Source organism: Halorientalis persicus (genome assembly GCF_900110215.1).
GTDB lineage: Archaea > Halobacteriota > Halobacteria > Halobacteriales > Haloarculaceae > Halorientalis > Halorientalis persica.
The window spans coordinates 54,472-81,079 of the sequence record NZ_FOCX01000009.1; the positions used below are offsets into that span (position 1 = coordinate 54,472).

The 26,608-nt window shown below is 57.9% G+C and carries 28 protein-coding genes and 1 pseudogene; 20 read left to right on the forward strand and 9 right to left on the reverse strand.

Annotated features, from left to right (window positions below; translation table 11 throughout):
- Positions 1-194: 194 nt before the first annotated feature.
- On the reverse strand, positions 195-716 hold the full coding sequence (locus BMX17_RS11195; protein ID WP_092660023.1) for a macro domain-containing protein: 522 nt from the start codon (positions 714-716) through the stop codon (positions 195-197).
- Positions 717-964: 248 nt separating this feature from the next.
- Complete coding sequence (locus BMX17_RS11200; RefSeq protein ID WP_092660025.1) at positions 965-1,861, reverse strand: hypothetical protein; 897 nt, start codon at positions 1,859-1,861, stop codon at positions 965-967.
- A 147-nt stretch (positions 1,862-2,008) separates the two neighbouring features.
- Between BMX17_RS11200 and BMX17_RS11205 the strand changes: the two genes are divergently transcribed.
- Positions 2,009-2,260: a winged helix-turn-helix domain-containing protein gene (locus BMX17_RS11205; RefSeq protein WP_092660200.1), complete on the forward strand. Its 252-nt coding sequence runs from the start codon at positions 2,009-2,011 to the stop codon at positions 2,258-2,260.
- Positions 2,261-2,294: 34 nt separating this feature from the next.
- Here BMX17_RS11205 and BMX17_RS11210 read toward each other — a convergent pair whose 3' ends face one another.
- Both BMX17_RS11210 and BMX17_RS11215 read right to left on the reverse strand, forming a co-directional pair.
- Positions 2,295-3,179, reverse strand: coding sequence for an IS1595 family transposase (locus tag BMX17_RS11210; RefSeq protein ID WP_092660027.1), 885 nt, complete (start codon positions 3,177-3,179; stop codon positions 2,295-2,297).
- Between the two features lie 93 nt (positions 3,180-3,272).
- Positions 3,273-3,401: pseudogene (locus tag BMX17_RS11215) on the reverse strand (transposase); the annotation flags it as partial.
- Between the two features lie 102 nt (positions 3,402-3,503).
- Here BMX17_RS11215 and BMX17_RS11220 point away from each other — a divergent pair.
- From BMX17_RS11220 to BMX17_RS11265, 11 genes are all read left to right on the forward strand, one after another.
- Entirely contained in the window at positions 3,504-3,779 is a 276-nt protein-coding gene (locus BMX17_RS11220; RefSeq protein ID WP_092660031.1) for a PadR family transcriptional regulator, read from the forward strand.
- Positions 3,780-4,149: 370 nt separating this feature from the next.
- The gene (locus tag BMX17_RS11225; RefSeq protein ID WP_092660033.1) at positions 4,150-4,599 is read left to right on the forward strand and encodes a MarR family transcriptional regulator; all 450 of its coding nucleotides are present in this window, start codon (positions 4,150-4,152) and stop codon (positions 4,597-4,599) included.
- A gap of 30 nt (positions 4,600-4,629) precedes the next feature.
- Entirely contained in the window at positions 4,630-4,977 is a 348-nt protein-coding gene (locus BMX17_RS11230) for a hypothetical protein (RefSeq protein ID WP_092660035.1), read from the forward strand.
- Between the two features lie 92 nt (positions 4,978-5,069).
- Positions 5,070-5,726, forward strand: coding sequence for a hypothetical protein (locus tag BMX17_RS11235; RefSeq protein ID WP_092660038.1), 657 nt, complete (start codon positions 5,070-5,072; stop codon positions 5,724-5,726).
- A gap of 559 nt (positions 5,727-6,285) precedes the next feature.
- A complete protein-coding gene (locus BMX17_RS27295) occupies positions 6,286-6,417 on the forward strand; it encodes a hypothetical protein (RefSeq protein WP_280141384.1) in 132 nt (43 codons plus the stop codon).
- Between the two features lie 187 nt (positions 6,418-6,604).
- On the forward strand, positions 6,605-7,534 hold the full coding sequence (locus BMX17_RS11240) for a transcription initiation factor IIB (protein ID WP_170845393.1): 930 nt from the start codon (positions 6,605-6,607) through the stop codon (positions 7,532-7,534).
- Between the two features lie 45 nt (positions 7,535-7,579).
- Positions 7,580-8,197, forward strand: a complete 618-nt coding sequence (locus BMX17_RS25115) for a hypothetical protein (RefSeq protein ID WP_139203486.1) — start codon at positions 7,580-7,582, stop codon at positions 8,195-8,197.
- Positions 8,198-8,244: 47 nt separating this feature from the next.
- A complete protein-coding gene (locus BMX17_RS11250) occupies positions 8,245-8,577 on the forward strand; it encodes a helix-turn-helix domain-containing protein (RefSeq protein WP_092660044.1) in 333 nt (110 codons plus the stop codon).
- 166 nt (positions 8,578-8,743) lie between these two features.
- Positions 8,744-9,514, forward strand: coding sequence for a hypothetical protein (locus tag BMX17_RS11255; RefSeq protein ID WP_092660046.1), 771 nt, complete (start codon positions 8,744-8,746; stop codon positions 9,512-9,514).
- Positions 9,514-9,924 carry a hypothetical protein gene (locus BMX17_RS25120; RefSeq protein ID WP_139203487.1) on the forward strand — a complete coding sequence of 137 codons (411 nt, stop codon included), beginning with the start codon at positions 9,514-9,516 and terminating at the stop codon, positions 9,922-9,924. The genes BMX17_RS11255 and BMX17_RS25120 overlap by 1 nt, the downstream gene beginning before the upstream one ends.
- 8 nt (positions 9,925-9,932) lie before the next feature.
- Positions 9,933-11,723, forward strand: a complete 1,791-nt coding sequence (locus BMX17_RS11265; RefSeq protein ID WP_139203488.1) for a hypothetical protein — start codon at positions 9,933-9,935, stop codon at positions 11,721-11,723.
- Between the two features lie 249 nt (positions 11,724-11,972).
- On the opposite strand, the gene BMX17_RS11270 is transcribed toward BMX17_RS11265, so the two are convergent.
- A complete protein-coding gene (locus tag BMX17_RS11270; RefSeq protein ID WP_092660202.1) occupies positions 11,973-13,247 on the reverse strand; it encodes an IS4 family transposase in 1,275 nt (424 codons plus the stop codon).
- A 115-nt stretch (positions 13,248-13,362) separates the two neighbouring features.
- Positions 13,363-13,710, reverse strand: a complete 348-nt coding sequence (locus BMX17_RS11275; protein ID WP_092660052.1) for a helix-turn-helix transcriptional regulator — start codon at positions 13,708-13,710, stop codon at positions 13,363-13,365.
- A 333-nt stretch (positions 13,711-14,043) separates the two neighbouring features.
- Here BMX17_RS11275 and BMX17_RS11280 point away from each other — a divergent pair, with 333 nt between their 5' ends.
- The gene (locus tag BMX17_RS11280) at positions 14,044-14,343 is read left to right on the forward strand and encodes a HalOD1 output domain-containing protein (protein WP_092660054.1); all 300 of its coding nucleotides are present in this window, start codon (positions 14,044-14,046) and stop codon (positions 14,341-14,343) included.
- Between the two features lie 52 nt (positions 14,344-14,395).
- Here the strand turns inward: BMX17_RS11280 and BMX17_RS11285 are convergent, their stop codons facing one another.
- Positions 14,396-18,211, reverse strand: a complete 3,816-nt coding sequence (locus tag BMX17_RS11285; RefSeq protein WP_092660056.1) for a PAS domain S-box protein — start codon at positions 18,209-18,211, stop codon at positions 14,396-14,398.
- 243 nt (positions 18,212-18,454) lie between these two features.
- Between BMX17_RS11285 and BMX17_RS11290 the strand changes: the two genes are divergently transcribed.
- Both BMX17_RS11290 and BMX17_RS11295 read left to right on the forward strand, forming a co-directional pair.
- The gene (locus BMX17_RS11290) at positions 18,455-18,769 is read left to right on the forward strand and encodes a DUF7344 domain-containing protein (RefSeq protein WP_092660058.1); all 315 of its coding nucleotides are present in this window, start codon (positions 18,455-18,457) and stop codon (positions 18,767-18,769) included.
- Positions 18,770-18,946: 177 nt separating this feature from the next.
- Entirely contained in the window at positions 18,947-20,221 is a 1,275-nt protein-coding gene (locus BMX17_RS11295; RefSeq protein ID WP_092660060.1) for an IS4 family transposase, read from the forward strand.
- Between the two features lie 378 nt (positions 20,222-20,599).
- Here the strand turns inward: BMX17_RS11295 and BMX17_RS11300 are convergent, their stop codons facing one another.
- On the reverse strand, positions 20,600-20,968 hold the full coding sequence (locus tag BMX17_RS11300; protein WP_092660062.1) for a DUF7522 family protein: 369 nt from the start codon (positions 20,966-20,968) through the stop codon (positions 20,600-20,602).
- A gap of 427 nt (positions 20,969-21,395) precedes the next feature.
- Here BMX17_RS11300 and BMX17_RS25125 point away from each other — a divergent pair, with 427 nt between their 5' ends.
- Together BMX17_RS25125 and BMX17_RS11315 are read left to right on the forward strand one after the other, a co-directional pair.
- Positions 21,396-22,613: a DNA polymerase sliding clamp gene (locus BMX17_RS25125; protein WP_244514987.1), complete on the forward strand. Its 1,218-nt coding sequence runs from the start codon at positions 21,396-21,398 to the stop codon at positions 22,611-22,613.
- A gap of 184 nt (positions 22,614-22,797) precedes the next feature.
- Positions 22,798-24,342, forward strand: coding sequence for a hypothetical protein (locus BMX17_RS11315; protein ID WP_092660064.1), 1,545 nt, complete (start codon positions 22,798-22,800; stop codon positions 24,340-24,342).
- 35 nt (positions 24,343-24,377) lie between these two features.
- Here the strand turns inward: BMX17_RS11315 and BMX17_RS11320 are convergent, their stop codons facing one another.
- The gene (locus tag BMX17_RS11320) at positions 24,378-24,596 is read right to left on the reverse strand and encodes a hypothetical protein (RefSeq protein WP_092660066.1); all 219 of its coding nucleotides are present in this window, start codon (positions 24,594-24,596) and stop codon (positions 24,378-24,380) included.
- A gap of 93 nt (positions 24,597-24,689) precedes the next feature.
- Between BMX17_RS11320 and BMX17_RS11325 the strand changes: the two genes are divergently transcribed.
- The 3 genes from BMX17_RS11325 (at position 24,690) to BMX17_RS11335 (ending at position 26,491) form a co-directional block, all read left to right on the forward strand.
- Positions 24,690-25,043, forward strand: a complete 354-nt coding sequence (locus BMX17_RS11325; protein WP_092660068.1) for a hypothetical protein — start codon at positions 24,690-24,692, stop codon at positions 25,041-25,043.
- A gap of 1 nt (position 25,044) precedes the next feature.
- Positions 25,045-25,842, forward strand: coding sequence for a hypothetical protein (locus BMX17_RS11330; protein ID WP_092660070.1), 798 nt, complete (start codon positions 25,045-25,047; stop codon positions 25,840-25,842).
- A 262-nt stretch (positions 25,843-26,104) separates the two neighbouring features.
- Positions 26,105-26,491: a hypothetical protein gene (locus BMX17_RS11335; RefSeq protein WP_092660072.1), complete on the forward strand. Its 387-nt coding sequence runs from the start codon at positions 26,105-26,107 to the stop codon at positions 26,489-26,491.
- Positions 26,492-26,608: the final 117 nt, after the last annotated feature.

Here is a 26,608-nt window from a genome sequence, read left to right on the forward strand (position 1 = left end):
ACCCCAACCATTCCACTAGTTGACAGTGCTAATAAAAAGTTCACGACGGTTGACGCTCATTCACAAAAATATGAATAAGCCATTCACAATAAAACATATACACTCTATATCGGTCATGCCCCTTCTGTCAGTTGTTGATACTACCTTCCCTCCGTTAGAGTAGCGGACCCACAAGAACGAGTTTGGAACTCCACTCAGTCGACCGTCTCGGGGTGCTGCTGGTCGCTCACGAGTTGCCGTATTATGTCTCGCTCTCGGTTCGAGTAGGCGATAACACGAACGTGTTCGAGTGTCGTCGGTTCGTACGCCCAGATCTCGTCGCAGATGAGGGATGCGCCTTCGTTCGTGTGGAACCCGCCGGAGCCACAGCCAAGCAATGGCAGTACCAGCGATTCGCAGCCGAGTTCATCGGCCGTTTCGAGGGAATTTTGCGTGGCCTCACGGAGACTCTTGGCAGTTGCGATTGGGTGCGGGCCTGAATGGGACATCGCAGCTGCGTGGATCACGTAGTCGGCATCGAGATCGTACGCATCTGTGACAACCGTCCCCAGTTCGACTGGTCCACAAGCGACTGCGTCGCGCTCGAGTGGCCCGTTTGCTGCGTCGAGTAACGTGCCGGCAACGCCACTTCCCATCTTGAGTGAGGTCCCGGCAGCGTTCACCAGTGTGTCCGCCTCTTGTTGGGCAATGTCGCCTTGGAGGACGCAGAAGTCCATTCTGGATCAGGGTGTATCGATCGGAGAGCTAGCGACTGCTCCGTTCGATTCTCCGTCACGAAGAGTCCGTCTCGAAGACATCTAATTGCCGCTGATCGTGGGTAGTCACGCCCTCTGGGGTGTGTTCGCTCATTCGCTCGATTAGCTCTGAGGCGGACATACTCTTCCTCGCTTCTCCAGGCAAATAAAATACATTATAAATTATCTGGTTTCTCTACGCTTGATAGACCGTCGGTTGAGGAATGTCACTACTGCAATTCAGCTTTTATTCGAGAGATCGCAGTGTCTGTGTCGAAATCACCCGCGGATGGGCCAACGACGCCGACCTCTTCGTCTGGGAGGAACCATATTCGGGCAAAGCCCGTTGTAGCGTCGACTCCGCCGACGTTCCAAATCTCTTTCTGCCAGTAGCTGGCAGTCTTTCCCGCGTGGAGTCGATTCACGTCTTCGGGGATCGGTTCTTCCTTTAGTTCTGTATAGCCTGCTTCGGTGAGCGTTTCTCCATCCAGATCATCGATCAGATTTGCCGTCAGTCGGGTTCGGAACTCCTCAACGGTCGCCTGATAGACGTCATCGGCGTATTGCTCGACGTCTCTCGACGGGGTTTTTTGGCTGACGTGGTCGAACACCGCGTCCGGATCGTCGACGGAGAAACTCGCGCTGTAGAGTGTCGCTTCGACCGTTTTCATTACTGTTCCATCGGGATGCGCGTAGAGAATCACGTCGACAACCGGGTAGTCACCGATCTTCGGAGCGGTCGGATCGGGGATTTCGATGAGCGCGTTCTCGGAAATAGTCGTGATAGACTTGTAGTTCTCCTGAAGATATGTGAAGAAGGCACTAACCGCCTGTTCATTCGGATTCGCATTGAGGTGCTGGAGATATCGCTGAATGTCTCGTATTGCCTCGGCGTCGTCTGGGATATCAGAGAGCATCCCGATGTGCTTCGAAAAATCACGAATAGCTCCCCAGATCACTTCTCCAGGAATGTTCCCTTCGCCGCCCTCCGCGAGAAGCATCCTGTCGAACTCATATATAGAGATACGGTCCGTCTCGACATCCTGAACGAACCGGTCGACATAGTGATCGATGAATTGTCCCGAGTCGATGTGCGCGAAGAGTTCCTCTTCGTCTAAATCCCTCACAATCCAATTAGCCCTCGTTGGGGGAGGCGATAAAATCTTCTCTTAGCCATCAGTCTCTCCTCCCAATAAAACGAACTCACGTAGGGGAGGTCACGTATCGCAGACTATTTTCAAACAGGCATCCTACGCCAAATGGACCTGCTCGATATGTCGACATGCGATACTGAGGGCGTGTCCGATCTGGCGCCGAGTGCCAAGCTCGTCTACAAGGTCCTCGAGTACAACGGCGAACTGACCCAGAAACAGATCGCAGAAAAATCCCTCTTGTCTCCACGGACGGTACGCTATGCATTAAACGAACTCGAATCCGCCGGCGTCGTCGAGGACGATATTTACTTCGCAGACGCGCGACAGCGGCTCTATCGGCTCACCGAGTCGGATGCTACTGGGTCGGAATAGATTCCTCGCTCTTGTGACATAGATTGTTGGTGAGTCACAGTGCAGTTTCGAGGATGGTTTTGAGCGCTTCTTCACCCGGTTTTCGAAGCACTTCACGGTGAAGCTGAAACGCTCGGAGATACGGTGTGAGTCTGTCTTTGGAGACGCCTCGATGCGGCGAGAGCCACCGTCGCGCCAGCGACGCGTGGCTCTCGCAGGTGTTCACATGAACGTCTCCATCGGCGTACTCGCCGTCGCCGTGGACGACGTATTCACGAGTGAATGCGTCGTCCTCGTCTAGCGGTTCATACGCCCGAAAGCCGTCGGTATAGACGGTGAGCGACTCCTGCTGGCGGTCGGCCAGCAGGAGTCGAATCGTCGATTCGGTAGCGGCTTTCGCCGGGATCACGTACCGATCACCGCTGCCACGATCCGCGAGAATGAACACGGGTGGCTTGTCCTCGGTGTACGTTCCACATCCACGCGTGGACAGCGCACGCGAGCGCGACGGGCCGTCGCGCTCGCGGCCTTTGTGTCCTGCCTTCACGTAGAACTCGTCGATCTCAACCGGCCCTTCGAGATCGAACTGAGGCGCGTCCAGCGCTCGCAGGAAGCGCTGGACGCGCCGGTAGATCGTCTTGTACGAAACATCGAGTTCTACGTCTAACTGCCGAAGACTCGTGTTGAAGCGGATATAGGTGTAGACCGCGAGGAACCATTTTCTGAGTGCCACCGCTGAGTGTTCGAAGACGGTGCCGGTCTGATCATTGAACGTGCGGTCGCAATCCTTACACAGATACCGCTGAAACACGCGATAGCTGCCGTACCGAATCACAGATTCGGCACGGCAGCGTGGGCAATAGACGCCGTTACGCCAGCGAACCTGCTGTAACAGGTTCGCGGCTCGACGCTCCGAGACGAACGTCTTGATTGGGAACATCGTTCGTCGGGTGACGCGGTCGCGTCACCCTTGCCCGCTGTGACTTCCAGCTACCGCTGGACTCTCACCAACAATCCTCTACCCAAGAGCGTTCTTGATCGTGTCCGCACTCTCGCAGTGCGGACACGTCACCTCATCCGGCCATCGCTGCTCACGGAGATACTCCAGACAATCCTCCTTGTCAGGCAGAAAGACCTCGTCCACGCTCTCTCTGCTGACCATCTTGGAGCCAGTTACGAACTCCACTCACAAGGAAGTATTCACTGCTACAGATGAGCGTCTCACAATACATCCAAGACAGTGGGCTGGCTATTCTGGGCTGATATGCACGATCTGACTGGGTTTCAGCGCGATCTCCTGTACGTGATCGCCGGCATGGACGATCCCCACGGCCTCGCGCTCAAAGACGAGATGGACGACTACTACGAGTCAGAGATCCACCACGGCCGCCTCTACCCCAATCTCGATACGCTCGTCGACAAAGGACTGGTCAAGAAGGGCTCGAAAGACCGCCGCACCAACGTCTATACGCTCACCCAGCGCGGCCGCCGCGAGATCGAGGTCCGGCGCGAGTGGGAACAGGACTACCTCGACTGGTAGGCGTCCAGCCAGCCACCGCCTGGCCGCGATCCGACCGCCGTAGTGGCGACGGGCGCTCTCACGCGACTGCCTGTTACTCACCGGGCTTGCGGACGATCAAGAAGTCGCTGAGATCGTCAATGCAGCGGGCCGGCACGCGGAGCCGGCCGTTGTCAATTGTCTCGAACCCGGAGACCGACGAATCCGCAGGCGCAACGAGTACCGCCTCGAGTGCGCCCTGACAAAAATCGTCGGGATGGGGCTGCAGCGACGGGTGTTCTGGGCTGGTTCGCAAACGCCCGTTCGGGCTGCTCGGTGAACGGTCAGTACAGGGGAGTAGTTGACCAGTATGCTTATCCGCTACAAATGCGTACAAACGCGTACACTCAAAATGCCGATCGATCTTCGCAAACACGACCCCGACGACCCAATCACGATCCGACCAGAGACGAACAAAGCCAAAATCATCAAACTACTGTACCTGAACACGAATCTCGGCTTCACACCCGCAGAGATCCAAGACGAACTCGACCTGCCGCGCGGAACCGTGTCGGGGACACTCTCCCGACTCCATGGCGAGGGGCTCATCGGGAAAACGAGCGACGGGCTCTACCACGGCCTCGACCACCGTGAGGACCTCCGCCGGTTCGCGCAAAGCCTCGTCTCACTCGACACGATGCTGTCTCGGTACCCTGAAGCTGGGATCGATCCGGACGACGTCGAGCAAACCGGTGCGAGTGCGAAAACGGAAATCCCGACCGACCGCCTGCAGGAACGGGATACACCACGCGAAGAACCCACACCGGAGGAATGGGTCGCAGCTGAAAACGACGAGGCGTAACACTCGACCACTTGTTCACGAGCTACCTTTATGTCATATTACTATCCGCAAGGCAGTCTGGTATTTGCTCAAGACCCGACCGGCGCGCACACGAATCCGCGCCCGGTGATCGTGATTTCTGATGTTGACCGGCCGTACGTCGAACAGGAAGCGACGGTTGTGTGTCTCAGTACACAGAACGATTATTCGCACGACGTGACGCGGCTTCCGCACGAGTTCGTTGACGGCGTCGAGTTACGGAAGACGAGTTACATGATGCCGTGGGCGATTTACACAATCCCGCTCTCATCGATTCGAGATAATCTCCCGTCTGGAGAACTGACGCGTGAGGGGTTGGAACTCGTTGCGGATACGATCGACGGAATGATTCGCCCTTGACTCAACCATGACATGGGGGACGAAACCACTGTCCACGCGGGCTGACTCCCTCGTCCTCGGCCAGTTGTGGATACGCCACTGAAGTGAGCAGTATGAGTAGATCAGCACCGACGTGGACGTTCTCGGCATCGCGAACTCCCAACGCTCCTGTCCCCAGTGGAGTCCTCGGCCAACAACTCACTGCCATCGACGCCTACACTCCGATCGACCAGTATTCGGTCGATCCTGTCGCGTTCAGTTTGCTCGACGAGACACTCGAAGGGCGCTCGTTTGATCTGGACCAGGCCCGCGAGTATATGTTCAACGAACTCGCCGACGAGTTCCTCTCGACCGCTCGCGATGCGTGCTCTCCAGAGCAAATCGTCGAGGTCAACGGGCTCCCGATGGCTACCGAACTGCCGTGGGAGAAAGCGCTGTCGGCCCTGACGCGTGGGTTTTTCAACTGTTATCAGGCGTGGGAGTCGTTCGTTTTTGACGCCACAGCGGTCGGGCACCCAAAGCTGTTCGCGGCTCTCGATCGTGATGCACTCCCGGAAACGATCCAGCCAACAGACGAGCACACCTGGAACCGCCTGTTCAAGACTGCGGTCACGCACTGCCTCTCGCTCGTCATCAACGGCGCGCTCACCGTGCAGATGCTGGACCAACGCGACCAGAGCGCCGATGAAAGCGAGACTCAGACAGAAACGCCGGTCGAAACCACGCCGGCAGACGAGCCGGCAGAGCTGGACGCCCACTCTGGAATCTGACCACTGCCCCATCTCCAATGAATCACCGAATCCAGCGCGCGTTTGTTCGCTCCCTCGCGCGCTGGATCAAGCGGCCGACAGCAACCAGCACGCGTGTCCGCTATCGCTCTCACGCGCGGATTGTCCCCCACTCGGGGAAACACACCTCCGTTTTCGTTTCCCCCGAGTTGGACCGCACAGGAGCCGCACCGCAAAAGTACGCTACGGCGCGCTGGCGCGCGCCGGACGCGGTCCATCCCCCTCACCGACGGCACAGCCTGGTTCGGGGGATCCAGGGGCCGCACCGCGGCCGCCCAGCAACCACACCACGACCACAATACCGGTGACGACAAGATTAGGTGTTCTGAGGTTTGAGAATTGAATATGGCCACGTGTCATGGGAGCACGCAGTCGTCTCTGGCCCCCTCCGTCCAAAGGCGAACCCCTTACTCTCCAGCCACCGTACAGCGACCCAATTTGCAGCGACCTAATCTGCCACGACCCACATCGCAGCGACCCACTCCACACCCTAGAACACACCCCGTCTTCGATATGAAAACCAATGCCTAGAGAGCGTATTATGGTCGAATGTGGCGAATGCGGCACAGAGAAAGAAACAGATCCGATCCACGAAGGCGAGATTCGTCGGGTGACCTCCTGCGCCAATGTCGACTGCGACAACTGGATCGTCGTCCACGACGAAAAAGGCTGATTGGTCGCGTGGCCCTGTTTGACCAAGAGCTGTGCTGGTAACATACAATACCCGGCTGGGTTTCACCGATCTTTTTTACATGGTTGTGTGAGGTCTGCGAACACCACTGTTTATCGGCTGAACAGACCCAACATCAAACCTCAACCCGACGATGTGTTTGTGGCTATGCGGGAGAGGCGACTTCTCCATGTCTGACTTTCTCCCAGATTCGCCCACTGACCACCAGCCCGCGACTGAGGCCTGTCCTGACTGCGGCGGCCCTGTCCACACCGACGGATCGGAACAGTACTGTCGAGTCTGTGGTCTCATCATCGAGGACCAACCCATCACGACAGAGATCCGCGCACTATATGACCACAGTGGGCCCCAGTCCAGCACAACACAGCGAGCCAAACAGCCGACGGCTGCCCACCGAGAGCAAACACTCACCGAGATCGGGGACAACTTCGACGCCACAGGATCGCCACTCGACAGCCGCAAGCGAAAGCGGCTGGTTCGGCTCCGTCGGGAACAACGCCGCGCCTACTATCAGTCCGAACAGGAGCGGTCGCGAACAATCGCCACTCGGGAAATCGACCGTTTGATCGGCGCTCTTGGCCTCACGACGGAAACCCGGGACCAAGCAATTGACCTCTTCGACAGGGCACAGTCCGAACAGTTCGTCAACGGGCGGTCTGTAGAATCTGTCGCTGCCGCCTGTGTCTACGCTACCTGCCGGCTCAACAAAATCTCCCGGCTCTTCGATGAAGTTGCCCGGGCAACATCCGTCCCAAAGCAGGACGCCCAGACTGTCTACTCACGTCTCGTGCGAGACCTCTCACTGCCGATTCCGCCACGACACCCGCAAAATCTCATTCCGCGACTGGCAACGGGACTCGGCATCTCGATGGAAACCGAATCTGCGGCGACAGAACTCGCCGCCCAACTCGACAACTCGTCTGCATTCACCGATCCCGCCGCCTCGCTTGCTGCTAGCTGCATCTCTCTCGCTACAAGTCCGTCAGCCGACGATACAGAAATCGCCGCGCTCGCTTCGATCTCGGCACGGACGATCCGCCGAGTCCGGTCACAAATCGACGAGAGCGATCAAATCCACCATCCCGCACTCGATGAGTGACGCAGATCAAATTGTGGATCTGCGAGGGGAGTGAGCGACAGAACCATGTTCTCACCAAACAATACTCGCCCCGGTCAGGTCATCAAGTCGGTCCTCTCCAGTTCGCGAACGGACACGGGAGGGGGAGAGGACACAGCCAGTGGCGACGCGGCGAAGGTCAGGCCCCACCAGCATCTCGCGCCGGCCATAGACAAGCACATCGAGACGCTGACCGGCAGCCGCCCCGTCCCTCCCCACGACCCTCTTGCCCAACTCGAACCGCTCTGCGTGCCGAACCTGCGCGACGATGATGCAATTGAACGGCTGATCGATGCATGGCTTGTCGAGATGACCGCTCGCGACGACGTCGTCATCCAGTACACCTCGCCAGAAGCGAACGCAAATCTGGTCCTCCAGTATCTCGATATCACGCTGTTCAGCGACGAAGTGCCGCCAGGAACCCAGTACGTTCGCTTTTCGACACTCGCGTCTGGGCACGGTTCCTGGTCACGCCGGCAACTCCACCGGGACGAGCTGGTCCAGGAACTCACCGATCGGCTCACCAGCAGGACGCCGATGGACACCACGCCAATCGGCTTCGATGGGACTGTGGACTGGATCCGAATCGGCACTCGCGACGAACTCGGCTCGCCGATCAACGACGACCCCGATCCGAGTCGGTAGCGACTGCCCGATATATTTAACAGTTTCAACCGGTTACTCGGGGTTACATGCCCGTCCATCTCGAATCACACGACCCGGACGTAGACTTGACACCGGGAACGACAAAATCCGACATCGTCGGCTTCCTCTATCGCAATGACGAGTATGGATACAGTCCCCAGGAAATCCGCGATGAACTCGATATCCCACACAGCACAGCGAAAGTGACGCTCAAGCGTCTCTTCGACACCGACTATATTGACAAAACGCCAGACGGGTACTACCATGCACGCTCGGAGCGTGAGGATCTCTACCGATATACCGCCGCTCTTGACGGTCTTGACCGGATGTTCACTGACCATGAAGAAGGTGCAAGCACTGACGACAGCGAACAAACCTGAATCGTATTTTCCGCTGGTAGAACGTCTGTAACGCGGGGTTTCTTTTAATACGCTAGTGTCTCAACTCCGATACTAGATGGCTCCTCCCCTGACTGGTCCCGTAGCGCGCGTCGAACCGCAGTGGTCCCATCACGAGTTCGTCGATGCAGTTCAGCCGACAGCAGTAATGTGTACGCTCAACGACGCCGAAACACTCGTCAAGCGGGGGGAGACAGCAGACACGTACTTCGGTTCCAAGCCGATCGTCATTACAACGACGACCATGGCTGATCGGAAACTCACGCTCACGTCGTGGCAGTCCGAATTCGAGACGGTCGAAGCCTTCCAACCCGATTACCACATTCCCACGGACGTTTCTGACTACGAGGACCTGCCAGCCGAGGAACGGGCCGAACGAATCCTCGAGTGCATGGACGGCACTCTCTGGATGGCGAACCGGATCACCGACGCCGGGCTGGACATCGACATTATCCCGTTGGTCAAAGGAAAAACAGCCCCAGAACGGCGGATTTGCTACAAAGCATTTGACCGCCTCGATGCCTCAATGGCTGCCTTCTACGCGGTTCGGTATTTCACGTCCGGCAACGGGAACCAGATTGCCGATCTCTACGAACACACCGAGGAAATCGCAGACGAGTATCCGATCAATCTCTTCTTGATCGGCTGTCTCAAGCCAAAGTACCTCTCGGACTGTGCCGATACCGTCACAGCGGCCGCCGGACAGAACCAGTGGCGAAACGTCGTCAAACCCCGCAAACAAGACGCCGAAACGATGCAAGCAACCTACAATGACTTGGCCAGCTCTGTTCGCGATGGACTCGATGTTAGCCGGCTTCGGCCAGAGAACGATCCGTTCTCCGACGCCGAAGTGACGCCCGACAGCGATGCACCAGTTGCAGCTGACCGCGATCCCGCCGCAACGGAGGTTGGTGACTAATGGGAACCCCTCTATCGAAGTGTCCCTACTGCGGGTTCGAGCCCGGCTCGCCATCTGCCCAACGAGGACAGACCCAGAGCGGCAGTGGCTACAATCCATCCCAAACAGCAGCTACCGAACGCACCGACCCGGCATCAGATCGGACTCGTCGGGATCAACAACGTCGCGAACAGCAGATGCGAGAGGAGTCCAGTGGCTCGCGCTGGATCGCCAAACCAACGAGTACGCCCGCTGGAAACAGTGATATCAAGCAGTACAAGTGTCCCGAGTGTGGGAATCTCGTCCGGCCAGAACAGATGGACACGATCGACGACGAGAGCGATGGAAGCCCCGATGTCGACGTCGAGATTCCCGACGCTCTCCGGTTTGACGACCGACTGGACGACGAAACGGAGACGGAAACGGAGTAGTACTCGCCATGGCACACAAATCCCGATCTCGGTCCTCTACAAGTACTGTCGACGGGAGCCGTAGCGATGCACCAGATCGGGACGGAGACGCGCCAGACGAAGACGACGAGCAAGCCCAACTTGATCGGGCGGAGTTCCGTGCTGACGCACAAGCCGACATTGCTGAAGCAGCGGCAGAAGACGACACAGACGCCGCCGAGCGGAGTGGCCACAGTCCAGAAGACGTAGACTCCCCCTACGCTGAAGGCTGGGACAAACACCAAGCTGCCAGGTCACGGGAGAACGGGGGCGAGATTGAGATATCGAACACGGGGCACGCCCCCGCTCCCGACCGTGATGCTGGGACTGCCAAGACCGCCCGTCGCGACTACCGAGAGAATATGCTCTCGGACGAGCCGCTCGAACCCCAAGACCCTAACGTCGAACTCGTCATTTCTCGCGAACAGGAGCAAGACCGGGGCGGCGGTAGCCCCGCCGATCGCATGGCGGCACAGGACCCCTCGTTTGGGGAATCCGGCTACGGTCTCGGAATTGACGATGCCGAACAGGTGTTCGCTGCTCCCGACGTCGAAGAGATGCTCAAACCGGAGACTGAGAGTCTCGCTGGGGCTCTCCCGAGCGACATCGATAAGCCCTCCTGGACGCGCGCCAAGCAGGAAGAAGCACTTGGCAAGCAGAAACTCGAACTCAAACGCCGGGCAACAGCTGCCACCGTGGCCGACGCCGACCACGACCGAGCGGTCGCCGCTCGCGATGAAATCGTCGACGATACTCGCACCAACCGCGCCGAGCGCGAAGAACGGCTGGTTGAGCCCGAGCCAGACTGGGATACCGACGACTGGATCGAGCCAGTCGCAGATGTGGTCGATCCCGAACCGGACCCAGTGTCGGCACAGATCGACCCCGCCGAACTGCAGTCCACCGCTGAATTGCTCACCGAGCAGTTCCCCTCGTTGGAGGAAGACCAAGCTGGCCAGATCCTCTACGAGATGGCCCAGTCCGGAATCGATCCCCAGCGCGGGGCCATGATCCTCTCAGAACGGCGCGGATCGCTCCGGATTCCCGACACCGTCGTCCCACTGGAAGGGCTCTCTTCGCAGGACAAGTGGGGCAAAAGCCCCTCCGACGGGTCGCCAAAGGTACGTGGCGAGGTCGTCGGCGCGTTCGAGCCAAATGATCCCGACACCCAACATCAGGTACTCGTCATTCAGGACCAGTGGGGCGGCCGGTCCAAAGTGACGCTGTTCAACGGCTCGAAAGAGAGTGATGCCGGAGCGCCCTCATTCTCAGGCGGCCGTGCCACCGGCTTCGATATCGGTCGCGAAGAGGACGCTTCTGGTCTGGTTGAGGGTGAGCGGTACAAGAAAGGCGACGTGATCGAACTGGAAAACTTCGTAACGTCCGAGCTTGGCGCCACGACAACTAGTGAGTCAGGCGGTCCCGCCGAACGAACACACACGACAGGTCGTGTCGCCGTCGTTGCGACCTCCAATACAACCGTCCGTCGGGTTGAGGCTGGGGACGCTGATACGCCCACTGCCCCGACCGGCTTTGGCGGCAACTCCGTCCGCTCGTTCAAATCATCAGGGAGTAACTGGAGTAAACCGCAAACCCAAGAGTCCGGTAGTTGGGCCATGGCCAGTAATCCCGACTACAGCGACACCTCCCGGGCGCTTCGGCGGCGGGAACGAAAAAGCAAGAAAGAAGGTCGGATCAGTGGCCGGACGCTCCTCGCGGACGAAGCAGAGGAAAGTGGTACCGATACAGATGTTGACGACCCCCACCACAATATGGCCTGATCGAACTTCATACAAACTGCTGAGGACTAACTGTCGCTTCAAGCCTGAACGTGTGGGTTCTCACCGCCGATGTTCAGTTATCAAATTCATTGGACTTCTCTGATACTGTGCAAGATACAGGGCTCGTATTGTGAATCTGACTACGTGGTTGAGCCAAGCCGAATACGGATTTCCTCTCTAGAGCCTGCCATAGAAGCGTCATGTACGAAGCAGCAGGGTGCGGAAAGTGTGTCCAACATTCATCTTTAGCTAAGCCTCACACCTCGGTTGCGTAGCAGTAGCGAGCGTCTCTTGTAAGATCGGTCGTTGTTTGTGGATCTTCTGTGCGTCTTCGATCAGTCGCTCCAACAGCGGCTGAGGCGAATAGCCGAGGTACTCACCGAGTTTGTGGAGGAGGAGCTGGGCGTGCGACCGGAAGGTCGCCGCCCAGCGTTCCGGCGGAAACACGATCTCATCGTCGGCCTGCTCGGTGACTAGATCCAACAGCTCACGGCTCACCAGTAGTGACAGCAACGCCGCGTACAGCAAAATTTCCACGACAACAGGGTTGGTCGTGTCGAATTCATCTAATTCGTACTGCGTCTTCAGCTCCCAGAACAGTACCTCTACCTCCCACCGGCATCGATACAGCGTCGCTAAGTCCGACGGCAAGAACTCCTCTCTCGGGAGGTTCGTGATGTACAAGTGGTAGTCGTCGGCGTCCTCGTCGCGGACGCCGACGACGCGGAACCGCTTCGTGTCCTGCGACTGAGTTCCCTCGTACTGACCCCGCTTGAACTCCGCTTCGACCTCAACGTCAACGTACTGCCGCGAGAGGTCATCGACCACATCGTGAATCTGCTCGTCTTCCAAGGGAATGGCGCGCCCGCGCCATTCCCGTAACTCCTCCGTTATCACCGGATTCGCGCTCTTCTTCAGCCGACTCACGAAGTAGCCGTCGTTCTCGTCGATCAACGCAAACCGGCGGTACTTGAAGTACGCCAGATCGAACAGAATGAGTCGGTCGCACAGCCACGAACCCGTCTTGAACAACGTGCTATCGTGCGTTTTCTCGTCGGTAACGTCGATGCGTTCAATCGTCTGTTCGGTGGCATTATGGAGCAGGTGGAGCTTCGCTCCAGCCTGCTCCTCGTGGCGGGCCTGGAACTCGTCAGAGAGGAACTCGTGCAGCCGCAACACGGTTCCATCAGCGATCATCACGTCCCTGAATCGGTCGATTTCAGCGTCAACAGCGTCAGGGACAGCGACCTCGTCGAGGCCGCGCTCGACGAGGTCGCGGAGGTACTCTGCGAGCGTCGGCGTCAACCGGTGATAGAAGCCGCCGGGCGAGATCGGCTCGTCAGCTGTGGAGTTGTAGCTGCGTCTGAAGCCAGCGAGTGTTCGGCTCTCGCCTGCGGCGAAGCCGAACACGAGCGCCCACACGAGGACAGGGATCTGGAGCTTGCCTTTTCGCTCGACCACGCCGAGTTCCTCGGCGTGCTCTTCGAGAAACTCGGAGGGAAACAGTGTAGTGAGCTGACGCATAATCCGAGATGAGGAGGTGTCGTTGTACACACTCGTCGCCTCCTCATTCCTCTCGAAAAGTAGCCTCGATAAGCCGCCGCTGTCACGTGGTTCTTCTCTTAGCTAAAGACGGATGCTAACCAGCTTTGTGAGGTACTGAACCTGCTTCTCCTGGACCCTGATGCTCCACGATGACTCTGAGGAACGGTTTGAGATACTCGAAATTGTCGCCTCTTTCGATGGTGTCTGCTTCCCGACCCCAGTTGATGAACCCAGCATCATCGAGAAACGGAAAATGCACGTGATGTAGAGAGATCATGTACTCTGTCTCGCCCTCATCGTCTACAGTATCCGGTATAAACTCCTCTCTGCTGCGGGGATTATCCTGTGCAATCAGTAGTAGAATACGGCGACGGGTTACGTCGCTGAGAGCGTTTAGAATTTGGTCCACCATGACTGGTCCCAGGGTGAGTTTCTCTCCCATAGGTGGAGAAGCAGAGGGATACGGATAAGCCGTATTCAAGATATTTTATCACCCTGGGACCCTGCTCTAAATTGATTTAATGCATTTACATACCCGATGGGAAGTTGAAATGCGCCTGCAATAACCAATGTAATCTTGAATAATGGAAATCTGTAAATGTTCCTTGATATATGGCCAGTGGATCGATGGCTACCCTCGCGTCCGGTTCTTGGCACAGAGTCGGTCAGTAAAGGCTGCGGCCATAACGACGGGAGCCAAGATGCAATGGTTTCGCAGTTATCGGTTCAACGTTTACCAAATAAGAGTTTTATCGGCCAGAACATTTGGCCGTATATGGCTGATTCAGACAATGTCAGTGAGGAACAGGCAGATGTATACCATCGGAGCATCTTCGATAAGGCAGAGCAAAGTCCGGTACAGGAACTTGTGACCATTGTTGCGGAACTGAAAGGCGTCGAGCAGGACGAACTGGATCCGCTGTATTCGTGGGTTGATGGCTTAATAGATAGCCTGTATTCGTCACCACCGCCTGCCGAGGCACAGGGGATGGTTGAGTTCACATATGAGGGATATAGGATTACACTGTATCAGGACGGTCGGGCCATTTTCATGGGCCGAGGCTCCGCCGAATAGCTGATCACTCTGTTCTGAGTATCCGTTGCAAAGCTCACGGTCAGTACGTACGCTAAGACGGTGTCTCGGCCGCTAGCAACGAGCCAAAGGCTTTCGCCTCGGCCTTTCTCAGGTGTTGATGGAACGTCGGTGGTGCTACCCCCAGCGAGTCGGCGAGTTCCTCACCAGAAACGTCCCGCGGCCAGCCGAAGAACCCCGCATGATAGGCGGCCTCAAGCGCGGCCCGCTGTTTCTCAGTCAGGTCAGCCAACAGTTTGCGCTGTATCCGTTGTGGGTCGGCGGCGGCGCGCGTAATCTGGCGTCGCCGGCGCATCTCAGCGGTCTGATACGCCGTTTCGACGACGTCGATGACACGGTGTACGTCGACGGTCGGTGCCAGGTGAATCCGGAGTTTGAAGTCGCCATCCGCGACGATGGCCTCTTCGACGTAGCCACCAAGAGAGGCAACCGTCGATAACACCGGTGGATCGCTCATCTGGAGTTCGAAGCGCAACGGATCACCATCATCGCGAAACTCGACCGACTCCCAGTAGTCGAGTACGTCGACGACATCGCGGACGGTCTCGACGGCACCTGGTGTCGCCGTCCCGTAGACGAGGAACTCGTCGCCGCCCAGAGGGACCGCGTGGTCGAGCGTGATTCGTTCGTTGGCCGGCATCGACACGTCCAGTTCGTCGAGAATTCCATCCATGTGGAAGTCGAGTTCGACGAGTTCGTCGCTCATCAGCGCCTGCTTGCGCTCGGCGGAAGCGATGGCGTGGCCGACGATCTCGCCGAGCTGGCCGATCACTTCCTTTTCGTGGCCTTCGAATGCAGTTGGTCGGTCTGCGTAGAGGCCGAGCAGCCCGTAGAGCGTGCCATTGTGGAGAATTGGAATAGCGGCCATTGACCGGTAGCCATACGTTTTCGCCTGCTCCCGCCAGGGCTCGAAGTCGGGGTCGGTCAACGCGTTCTGGATCGTCTGTATCTCCCGTGTCCGAATTGCCTTGCCACCTGGCCCCTGTCCCGACGGCTCGTCCGGGTCCATCGAGGTGGGGACCTCCTCGAGGTAGCCCTCTACGCCAGCTTCGACGTGGGAATCGAGCGCCATCGTCTGGGGATCCACGTCGGCAATCCAGGCGAACTGGTAGGACTCTGACTCGGCCAGGCGCTCGCAGACAGTCGCCTCGATCTCCTCGCGTGTGGACTGCTCAATGACAGCTTCCGTGATATCGCGTACGACTGCGTTCAAACTGTCGTGGGCGGCGAGTTCCTCATTGTTGCGGACGAGCCGGCGTTCGTGCTGGCGGCGTTCGATGGCCGTCGCGAGGATGGTCGCGACAGCCTGGACGAAGTCGACGTCTTGGTCAGAGAACTCCTTCGCCGTGGTGTCGTGAGTCCCGAGTATGCCCCACGGGTCGTCGGACGGGCCGATGACGACACTGATGCCGCTTTTGACGTCGTGGTCCGTCAGCAGATCGGGCCCGGAAAACCGGGTCTCCGTCGTCAGGTCCTCGACGATCACCGGGTCGCGACTCTCTAGCGTATAGGCCGCCTGGGAATCGGCCTCGACGGCGGACACCGTCGCCGACCCGACGATGCCGTCGTCCCAGCCGACGCCCTGCCGGAGGAGGAGTTCGTCGGTGTCGCCGTCGAGGTCGAGCACTTTGCAGTACTCGTGGTCGAGCGCCTCGGCGATCATCTCTGCTGCCTCTGAAAACAACCCGTCGAGGTTCTCAATGTCGAGGGCGTCTTGCCCGAGGGTGGCAACCATTCTTTGCTGGCGGATGCGGCGTTTGAGTTCACGCTTGCGTTCCTTGCGCCCGCTGACGTCACGGACCACCCCACAACGACCGACGCGTCCGTCCTCATACTCGAATGGACCGAATCGGGATTCCACGGGCACGGTGTCACCGTCCGCAGTCTCGACCTCAAATTCAAGGACGCCCACTTCTCGATCGCCGGTGAGGACCTCCGATTCCAGTTCGTTTGCGGTCTCGTTCACCGCCTCGCTGTTTATGAGCGTCGGGTGTTCTCCGAGAATCTCCTCGCGGTCGTAACCGACGAGGTCACAGAACGCCTCGTTTACGAGCACAAAGTGATCGTTCTCATCGAGCGCGTATACGCCGTCCCAGACAGTCTCGACGAGTTGCTCGTACTGTTCGAGTCTCCGCTCGCGTTCCCTTCGCCGTGTAACGTCCCGCACAACGCCGATGCGCTCGTGACCGCTGTCGGTCGCCATCACCGTGAAGGTCGCCTCACCGATCCACGGTTCCCCGTCCGGCCGCTGCAGTTCGGTTTCGAGCGTCGCCGAGTCTCTCTCCCCGTCGATCAGCTCCGCCTCAAGGCGTCTCGCCTGCTCCAGCGTCGACTCGTCGTCGATCACCGCTGAGACGTGGGCACCCTGGAGGGCATCTTTCGACCGGGCGACCATCGACGCATACTGGTCGTTGACGAGACTGAAGTAGCCGTCGTCGTCAACGATATACACTCCCTCGCTCATTGTCTCCACGACGCTGCGATAGCGTTCGAGTTCCTGCCGACGGTGCTTGCGCTCGGTGACGTCCCGGAAGTACACCGACAGGCCTGTCTCGGAGGGGTAGACGTGAGTCTCGAACCATGTCTCCATTGGTTCAGAATACTCCTCGAACGTCACCGACTCATCCGTTTCCAGGGCCGCCTCAAAGGCAGCCTCGGCCTTCAGACTGGGTTCGAGTGCGTCCCAGACGTGCTCGCCAATGAACTCGCTGGCGGCACGGTCGAACGCGTCTACCGCTTGGTCGTTGAGATGGACGAAACAGAGGTTCTTGTCCAGCGCAAAGAAGCCGTCGTCGATTCGCTCGAAAATCTCTCCCAGTTCGCTTTCCAGTTCGTCACGCTGGCGTCCGAGCTGTCGGGCTTGCGCCTTGAGTTGGGTGATATCCTCGCCTGCCACGACAACACGCTCGACCTCATCGTCCTCACCCTTCAGCGGGGCGGCATTCACCGTCAGCCAGCGGCGCCCCCCGTCGGGGTCTTCGATCTGACACTGCCACTCGTGTACAGACTCGCCGGTCGCGAACACCTGCGCGGAGGGCCGCTCTTCCGGGGGAACCGGGTCGCCATCTGCGTCGTAGAGCTGGCGGTCTTTGATCCGTGAGCCTTCCTTGGCGTCGTGTCCGCCGAGGATTACCTTCGCCCGTGTGCTCGTCTGGACGAGTTCACCCTCGGCGGTAACGATGCCGAGACCGACGGGAACCGTCTCGAGGATGCGCTCGACCAGGTCCCGCTCGCGACGGAGCTGCCGTTCTCTTTCGCGGCGATCGGTCATATCCCGGGTGACCTTTGCGAAGCCCTCCAGTTCGCCTTCGTCGTCGTAGATCGCCGTGATCGTCACGTTCGCCCAGAATTGCGTTCCGTCAGCGCGTATGCGCCATCCCTCGTCCACGACGGAGCCGTCGCGGGCGGCCTGCGCGAGGTTCCGCTCAGGAACGCGGGCCTCGCGATCTTCCTCCGGGTAAAACGTCGAGAAGTGCTCGCCGACGATTTCTTCCTCGACGTAGCCCTTGATTTCCTCGGCCCCGGAATTCCACGTCCTGACGTACCCGTCGGGATCGAGCAGAAAGATGGCATACTCCTCGACGGCGTCCACGAGGGAATGAAACTGTGGGTGTTTGTCTCCACCAGTACCGTCGTCATCAGACGGAGGTTGCCACCAGACACGGGCGTTTGCGCCCACCTTCTTCGTCCGCAAACGACCCTGGTCGACCAGCCGCTCGAGACGATCGTAGGTGCTCCGGCGGCCCAGGTCGAGTTCATTGGCGATCTCCGAGGTCGTCCGCGGCGCCACTGGGTTGTCAAAGAGGGCGAGTGTCTCCCGGAGTGCGCCCGTCAGTGCATTGTTTGCCATTGTGCTCCGGAAGCATCCCAACGAATATGAAGACTCCGTCGTCGGAGAGTGGTTGAAAGACGCCACCTAATTTCACCAGGACATGAGTTGTAGACTTCCGATACCGAACCGGGTAGAAGTGGATAGCAACTGACTCCAGTTCCCGTCGCGGATACCTTACATTGTAGGCAATAGTACTACTGGCAGTGGTGCCCCTTGACAGAGTAGACCGGTTGAGGCCGGTTCGCTGAAGATGGAATCACTATGAACCAGACTCAACAGTACAATTTGGAGACCTACGTAGGGACAGAGTCGTTAACTGAGGACGACTATCATCGATTGATGGCGGTGAGGCGACGCCGGACGACGCTATCTGTCCTTGCCGTCTTAAGCGTCCCTATCGATCTTGAAGACCTCGCGGAGGCAGTCGTCAAATGGGAAGAAAACGAGGCTGCCATTGACGAGACCAGCATCGACCAGATCGAAATAGAACTGCATCACATCCATTTGCCGAAGATGGATAACCTCGACGTGATCGATTATGATCGGGATAATAACCGTGTTGTGGCTTGGTCTTGAGACCGCCTAGTCCCTGTTTCTCGTTCAGGATCTACTCGACGAATTTGCAGTTAATGAGACGGCATCCGTCTTTAGTTAGGAGATGAATCGCTGTACGGCGGTAGCTTATCGAGGCTTCTTTTCGAGAGGAATGAGGAAGTCGAGTCTGTGTACAACCAGACTTCCTCATCTCGCATTATGCGTCGGCTCACTACACTGTTTCCCTCCGAGTTCCTCGAAGAGCACGCCGAGGAACTCGGCGTGGTCGAACGCGACCGCAAGCTCCAGATTCCCGCCTTCGTCTTGGCATTCGTGTTCGGCTTCGCCGCAGGCGAAAGCCGAACACTCGCAGGGTTTCGACGCAGCTACAACTCGACAGCTGACGAGCCGATCTCACCGGGTGGGTTCTATCAGCGGTTGACGCCGACGCTCGCGGAGTACCTCCGCGACCTCGTCGAGCACGGTCTCGACGAGGTCGCTGTTCCCGACGTTGTTGAGGTTGACATCGACCGATTCAGTGATGTGATGATCGCTGATGGAACAGTGCTGCGGTTGCACGAGTTCCTCTCTGATGAGTTCCAAGCCCGTCACGAGGAGCAGGCTGGAGCGAAGCTCCACCTGCTCCACAATGCGACTGAGCAGACGATTGAACGGATCGACGTGACCGACGAGAAAACGCACGACAGCACGCTGTTCAAGACTGGTTCGTGGCTGCAAGGACGGCTAGTTCTGCTCGACCTAGCGTACTTCAAGTACCGCCGCTTCGCGTTGATTGACGAGAACAACGGCTACTTCGTGAGTCGGCTGAAGCAGAACGCAAATCCGGTGATAACGGCGGAATTACGGGAATGGCGCGGCCGCGCCATTCCCTTGGAAGGCGAGCAGATCCAGGATGTGGTCGGTGATCTCACACGGAAGTACATCGACGTAGAGGTCGAAGCGGAGTTCAAGCGAGGTCAGTACGAGGGAACTCGGTCGCTGGACACGAAGCGGTTCCGCGTCGTCGGCGTCCGCAACGAGGACGCCGACGACTACCATCTCTACATCACGAATCTGCCAAGAGAGGAGTTCCTCCCGGCGGATCTAGCAACGCTGTATCGGTGTCGATGGGAGGTAGAAACGTTGTTCCGTGAGCTGAAGACGCAGTACGAACTGGACGAATTCGACACAAGCAACCCAGATGTGGTGAAAATTCTGCTGTACGCGGCGTTGCTGTCGCTGTTAGTGAGCCGTGAGCTGTTGGATCTGGTCACCGAGCAAGCCGACGATGAGATCGTGTTCCCGCCGGAACGCTGGGCGGCGACCTTTCGGTCGCACGCCCAGCTCATCCTCCACGAACTCGGTGAGTACCTCGGCTACTCACCACCGCCGCTGTTGGAGCGGCTGATCGAAGACGCGCAGAAGATCCACCAGCAACGACCAATACTGCAAGAGACGCTCGCTACCGCTACACAACCGAGGTGTGAGTCTTAGCTAAAGACGAATGGTGTGTCCAATCATCCATCTTTAGCTAATACTTACTGTAATACTATCTAGCCGTGATATTCGGCCGAATTTTAGCTCGAACACACGCCAAAACGCCGAAGAAACCACCACTCAATGTTTCTTATCGCCAGGTTTCACGATGAAAAGTGCCTCACCGGCTGGAATTGTCCTCCTAACATTTTAGTTATATTTTCTGCATTGAATATTACTATCAGTCTTAGCAAAAGACGAATGGTGTATCGAAGAGACGGAACACATGCCGGAGTGATGCGCTTCATCCCACCCACGGTGAGGCGGGGAACTTGCGCTGTTTTTCTATCCCTTCGTTTCGACGAGGATAGTTCAGCCGATGATGTATTCTCCTTGTCAAACCTGATTTTTGCAGCCTTCGATGAAGGTGGCCAGTTGTGGTCCGACGCTTGACTCGACACTCAGTAGAATGCTATGGCAGTCCTCGTGGGGAAATTGAAAGACGTATGCCTCTCGATGGTAGTGAATGAGTGCCTCCTTTGCCTCAAGCGGGGATTTGTCTGTCCTGTGGATTTCCGCATTGATATCGACTCTGAACGATCCGGCAATCTGCTTGTACTGGGATGGGCTGTATGACTCTTGCAAATCGTCACGGAGATAGAGGACTTCACAGTCGTCTGCGAAGAGGACAGCCACAGTCCGCAGTGAATCGCCTATCTTTCGATCGGCATACTTTACCAACTGGATGCCAGTGTCGCGGGGCATGCCGAACAAATCGGTGCATCTCTACTTAGAATTACGGGATATCTTGACTCGTAGCCGAAAAAATTTTCTCACATCTGCTGTCCAGTTCCCCGCCGAGACGCAGTCGGTCTGAGAGGGCAGCAGAGTACTCGCGACAGAAGAGAGATGACTTCAGCCCTCGGCTCTGCGATATATTCTGGAGGTGGTGAGAACCTCACTGTTTGGCCTGCTATGGACAGACTCCGGTTCATATATCTGACGGATCGCGTTTATTTATCCATACACGGACAGAATATATAGGAATACTAGAAACTTGTTTATTTATATATTCACAGTCGATTGACCACTAACTTTCCGAGCCCTTTTTCGCCTCTACCGCACCGTGTTGTGGTTCTGCGAGGGGAGTGAGCGGGAAACGGTGAGCAGATCCGCTTGCACTGATTCAACCATGTCGAAAGCACAAACCGCCAGTGACGACAGTGGAACCGACGATATCGACGAAATGGACCACAACGACCTTCGGAGCCACGTGGCCGAGGAAACCGGGTACAAGGCCACGGGAGATGTCGACACCCTGCGGCAGAAGGCTCGCGGGGAGTTCGAACCCGAAGTCGAAGACGACAGCGAGGACGGCGTCGACGAGGCTGATCCCAGCGAAGAAGAAGCCGCCGTCGAAGAAGACGACAAAGCCGACGCCGACGTCGAGGACGATTCAGAGGCGGGTGCAGAGGACAGCGACGACGCGGTCGACAGCGACGACGCGGTCGACAGCGACGATGGCGAAGACGCAGACGCCGAGGGCGAAGACGCCGACGAAAACGCTACTGGCGACGACGAAGCCAGTAGCGAGGACGACGACGCGATCCCGGACGTCCCCAACGACAACCGCCCGGGCGTCCCCGGCGGGAAAGTCGGGCAGTTCAGTGCCGCAATCGAGGTCAACGACATGCAGTCGTTCATCTCGAAGCTGGATCCTCTCGTCGACGAGGCCAAGATCCACGTCTCCAACGACGGTATCCGAACCATCGCAGTCGATCCGGCCAACGTCGGGATGGTCGACGCTGGACTCTCGGTCGACGCGTTCCAGATGCTCGAAACCGACGGTGGCGTCCTCGGTATTAATCTGGACCGTCTGGACGAACTCGTCGGTCTCGCAGAGAACAAGAGCGATCTCATCCATCTCGAACTCGATGCCGCCAAGCGGAAACTCCGGGTGAGTGTCGGCAACATCGACGGGACGATGGCGCTGATCGACCCCGATTCGATCCGGCAGGAACCCGAACTCCCTGCTCTCGAACTCCCGATGTACGCCAAGATGAAAGGCAAAGAACTCAAGCAGGGGCTCACGGCCGCCGACATGGTCTCTGACCACGTCCAGCTGCAAGCTGATCCGAACAGTGGTCACTTCACCCTCACCGCAGAGGGCGACACCGACTCGATCAGCAAGGAATTCGAGGAAGATCGCGACCTCGCACTCTACGAACCCGGTGAGGCCAACTCGCTGTTCTCGCTGGAGTACCTGAAAGACATCGCCAAGCCGATCACCAAGCAGACCATCGTCTCGATGGAACTCGGCGAAGAGTTCCCCGTCATCCTCTCGCACGACTTCGCCGGCAACAACGGCACCTGCGTCAACATGATCGCGCCGCGTATCCAGGACACCTAGACGGCACGATCTTTTCTTCTGCTGGCGGTCCAACCGGAGCCTGCCTAGCCGATCCGAGCCCGACTATACACTTTGGATCGCGGGTGCGAATCCCGCACTCCGGCGTTCTCTCTGCGGTTTTCTCCCGTCTCGTTGTGGCACTGCGACCGACATAGCGGCGTTCCAACCAGACACGGTCAAAACCATGAGTAGTAGCAACGACACCAGCACGTCGTCGACCACGGATACCCCCAACACGAGCGGGGGATCTGGGTCGGCAGACCACGATCGTATCGTTACCGTCCAGAGCCTCATCAAGAACGAAGGCGTCATTCCGTACCGCGGGCTCACAACCGAGAGCGACTATCCCGACGACCTCACGCCCGTCGGGGATCGGTTTCTGGATTCCGGCACTGATCGCCCATTCAAACAGGCAATTCAGGTTCTCCCCAAAGCGGGATACGGAACCCTCTTCGCCGAAAACGAATTCGCCTCCCTCGCTGGGGACGGCGAAGTCGAGATCAATGTGGAAGCTATTCGGGATGTTCACGGCTTCCCAGCCGAAGACCTCGAAGACGCCGTCGGCAAGTCTCTCGAACAGATCGCTGCCGACGCATCTCCCCCGACGCGAATCCGCGTCGACGACCACCAGGACATCATCGACCGGCGACGGCTCGCGCTTCGGGCGCTTGGCTTCGACGTCAAGTTCCGATGGCAAATCGCGTCGACCGGCTACGACGCCGGCGACATGCAGGAGTTCCTGAACCGGAAAATCGCCGCTGCGCAGAAACGGGGATTCGACGACGCTTTCGGCTGGATTTCCCACTTCGACTGGGGCGGCTCGGCTCGGATAACCACCATCTACCCCAGTCTCAAGTACAACATCTCCCAGCCTGACGAGAGCGACATTACACTCGAACGCGGGGAACTGACCATCGCGAACAACCCCGTTGAGCAGGCAATCGAAGACGCCGATACGGACGACGCCGATCTGGATTCTGACGGCGAATTCTCCATCTACTACGGCGACCGGACAGCCTACGACTTTCGGGGCACCCAGACGATCTCCGCCAAACCGGTTATCTACATCCCCTCCGTCGATGTGACGATTCCGCTCCCCGGGCCGACATTCAACCGCAAGCACATCGGAGACGTGATGTCCGAAAGCCACGAGCGGAAAAATGACCGCGTCCCCCTCATCGAGTGGCACGAGCGGATCTTCAGCAAACTGGAAGACCTCAGCACGCAGGTCAACCAGAACATCATTCGAGCCCGACTGGTCGCCATCGACTTCACTGACCTCCCGTTCGAAGTTGACGAGTTCTACCAGTGTCTCGGTATCCCCGCCAGCTACGCCGAGGATGCCGCGGACAGAGCAACCGCCCTCGCTCATCCCGAAACGGAACCAACGCTGTGGAACCTGCAACTGTCGCTAAAACTCGCGCTCCTGAAAAACTACTCCGGGTCGTACGGATCCAACCGCTTCCACGAACTGCAAGAACTCGCTGGCCAGATCCTACAGTATCCGGCCCAGCAGATTCAGACGGCTGTCGAACAGTGGGACCTCGAACACGCCAACGACGAAGACGAAGACGAGCAGGTCCTGCCGAACGACCAGCAGACGCTGGCCGAATCTCTCGATGATGTCCTCGATATCCCCGGCGTCAACGAAGCTGATATTTCGGCGGCTGGAGCACAGCAGATCGAAAACCGCGTCCAACAGCGACTCGGCGCTGCCGATCAAAACTGAAATTCTCGCGTTGCCGGATCACCGAGATGGTGAGATCAAAAGAAGACATCGAAAAAACTCACGACGGCGAACAGCCCAGCAACGATGCCAAGGACGGTCAGCACCGCACCCCAGATGAACGTCCCGTCAACAAGTAGTTCGGCTATCATCAACACGACGCCAACAACGAGCAACAGGGCCGAAACAAACAATTGGAGTCCGCCCTCCAACAGCTCGCTCAGGTCGAGTTCGAATACATCGAGTAACTCGTCCATGACCGAGGCGTGTGCAGCCAATGACAAAAATCCAGTGTCGGGAGCATTCCCCCCTCGCATCTTGGTATGTTGAGGTCCAGCAGTTGAGATGAGATGACGATCAGGAAAGGAGAGAAGAAACTCGTCGAATCAGTTGACCAATTCCAGAACTATCTCAACGTCAGCGAGGAAGAAATCTGCAAAAGTCTTCCAGACGATAAGCAGGAAACGCTCCTGGAAGAGTACAACCAACTCGCAAAGAACCTCAAACACGAAGCTGAAGAAACACCGGAAGCAGACACTGTGGACGACCTGCCCGACTGGGCCTTCGAAGAGTGGTATCAGCTCGTCGAGATCGGCACGAACAACCTGATCATCAACGTCCTCGAATCGCGTGACGAAGAGTACATCCACCTCTACGACGGGATCATCCACACGATCGTCGAACTGCATCCGATGGAGGAGTGATATGGCTGCGATACCAGACGACAGTGGCCCCTCTCCGTTTCCCACGCAGGAACAGTGCCTCCAAGCCATCAGCGAAACAGCTCGCGAAGACTACGAAGCCGTCGTTCTCGGCGACAAAACACCGAGCGAACAGGCAGCTAACCGTGGCGTCTACACATCAACTGTTGTCACCAACGTCGAACGGGGGAAAGGCGCTGTCCAGCAGACGATCAGCGAACACCTAGCGGGAGAAAGCGATCCCTCGTCGCAGTATCCTGTCCACGTCGTTCCAGTCGGCGGTCGCGAGCGCGACGGCTCACCCACGTACCTCGGCCGCTGGACGTTCGACTGTCGGCCAGTCCGAAAACGCGTTCAGTCCCATCTCCAAGGCCGGGTTCTCAATGCCACAGCTGGGAAAACACGTCTCACCCACCCAGACGGCGAGATCGTCACGAACGACATCAACCCGAACATCGAGACCGACTACACAGAAGACGTCGTCACACTCGATCAATTCTTCGCCCCCAAATCCTTCGGCAGTGTAATATTTGATCCCCCCTTCGACAGCGACGAGGCAGCAAAGGTCTACGAGGGCTGGCACGCAAGCGACTACGCCGCCGCTCGCGAAGCCCTCGCCCCGCTCGTGAAACCGGGCGGGATCCTCATCGAGTTCGGATGGAATTCCCACGGAATCGCGACCGCCGCCGACGGCTGGTCCCGCGACGCTCTGTATCTCTTCCAGCGTGGCCCGAACCGCCCCGATGTCTTCATGGCGGTCGATCGGAAGTTCCAGCTCACCCTCTCCGAAAGTCTGCGGTGAATCGCCTCGGGGGTCAAGCCCCCGGGACACTCGCCTCGATCACCTGTAATATCAGATCACTACCATAGCAATATGCTAACTACGCCACTGCAGTCTATCTCTTTGTACCATATCTTATCTGGTAATACCATACCAAATACTTATTAGTATGTAGACATATAGTGGATAGTGGAAGCAATGACGAACCCCACCCACTCACCAACGAATCGCGAGAAAAACACCCTCAGAATGGATTCAGACCGGCCACAAACTGGTGGTTCCAATGTCTGAAGCCAGCCCTGGACGCGATAACTCCGAGGTCACGGCTGCAGTTCAGGGCCAAGATGCAGCTAAAGACTCGGACGCCCCCGAGATCAAGCAAGTGCAGACTTCGGGGCAGTCAGCCGCTGTTCCGAACAGCATCGAGGTAGACGTGCGGTTCTTCGCGCGACAAGAACACGGTGCGCCCTACACCGCGACCGTGGAATACGAGGTGTCTGATGGAGTTGCCGTGTTGGCTGACGTGTCCAGCGGGGCCTCGTTCGCAGACGAGATCCGGGCAGTTCTGAAAGCGACTGATGAAGTGTACCGCCATCCTGCAGTCGGGGAAGTCAACGGTATCGAGGAGCTCAAGACGACGGCCCGCTCGAAAATCGCGGTCAAAGCATAGTCATGTCTCGATACGGTTGCCCTGACTGCGGCCAAATCTTGGAACCGTTTCCAGGAGATCCGGTCTGTTGCGTTACCTGTGGGTGGGTAGGCGATCTGGAAGAGGCAGACCTCGTTG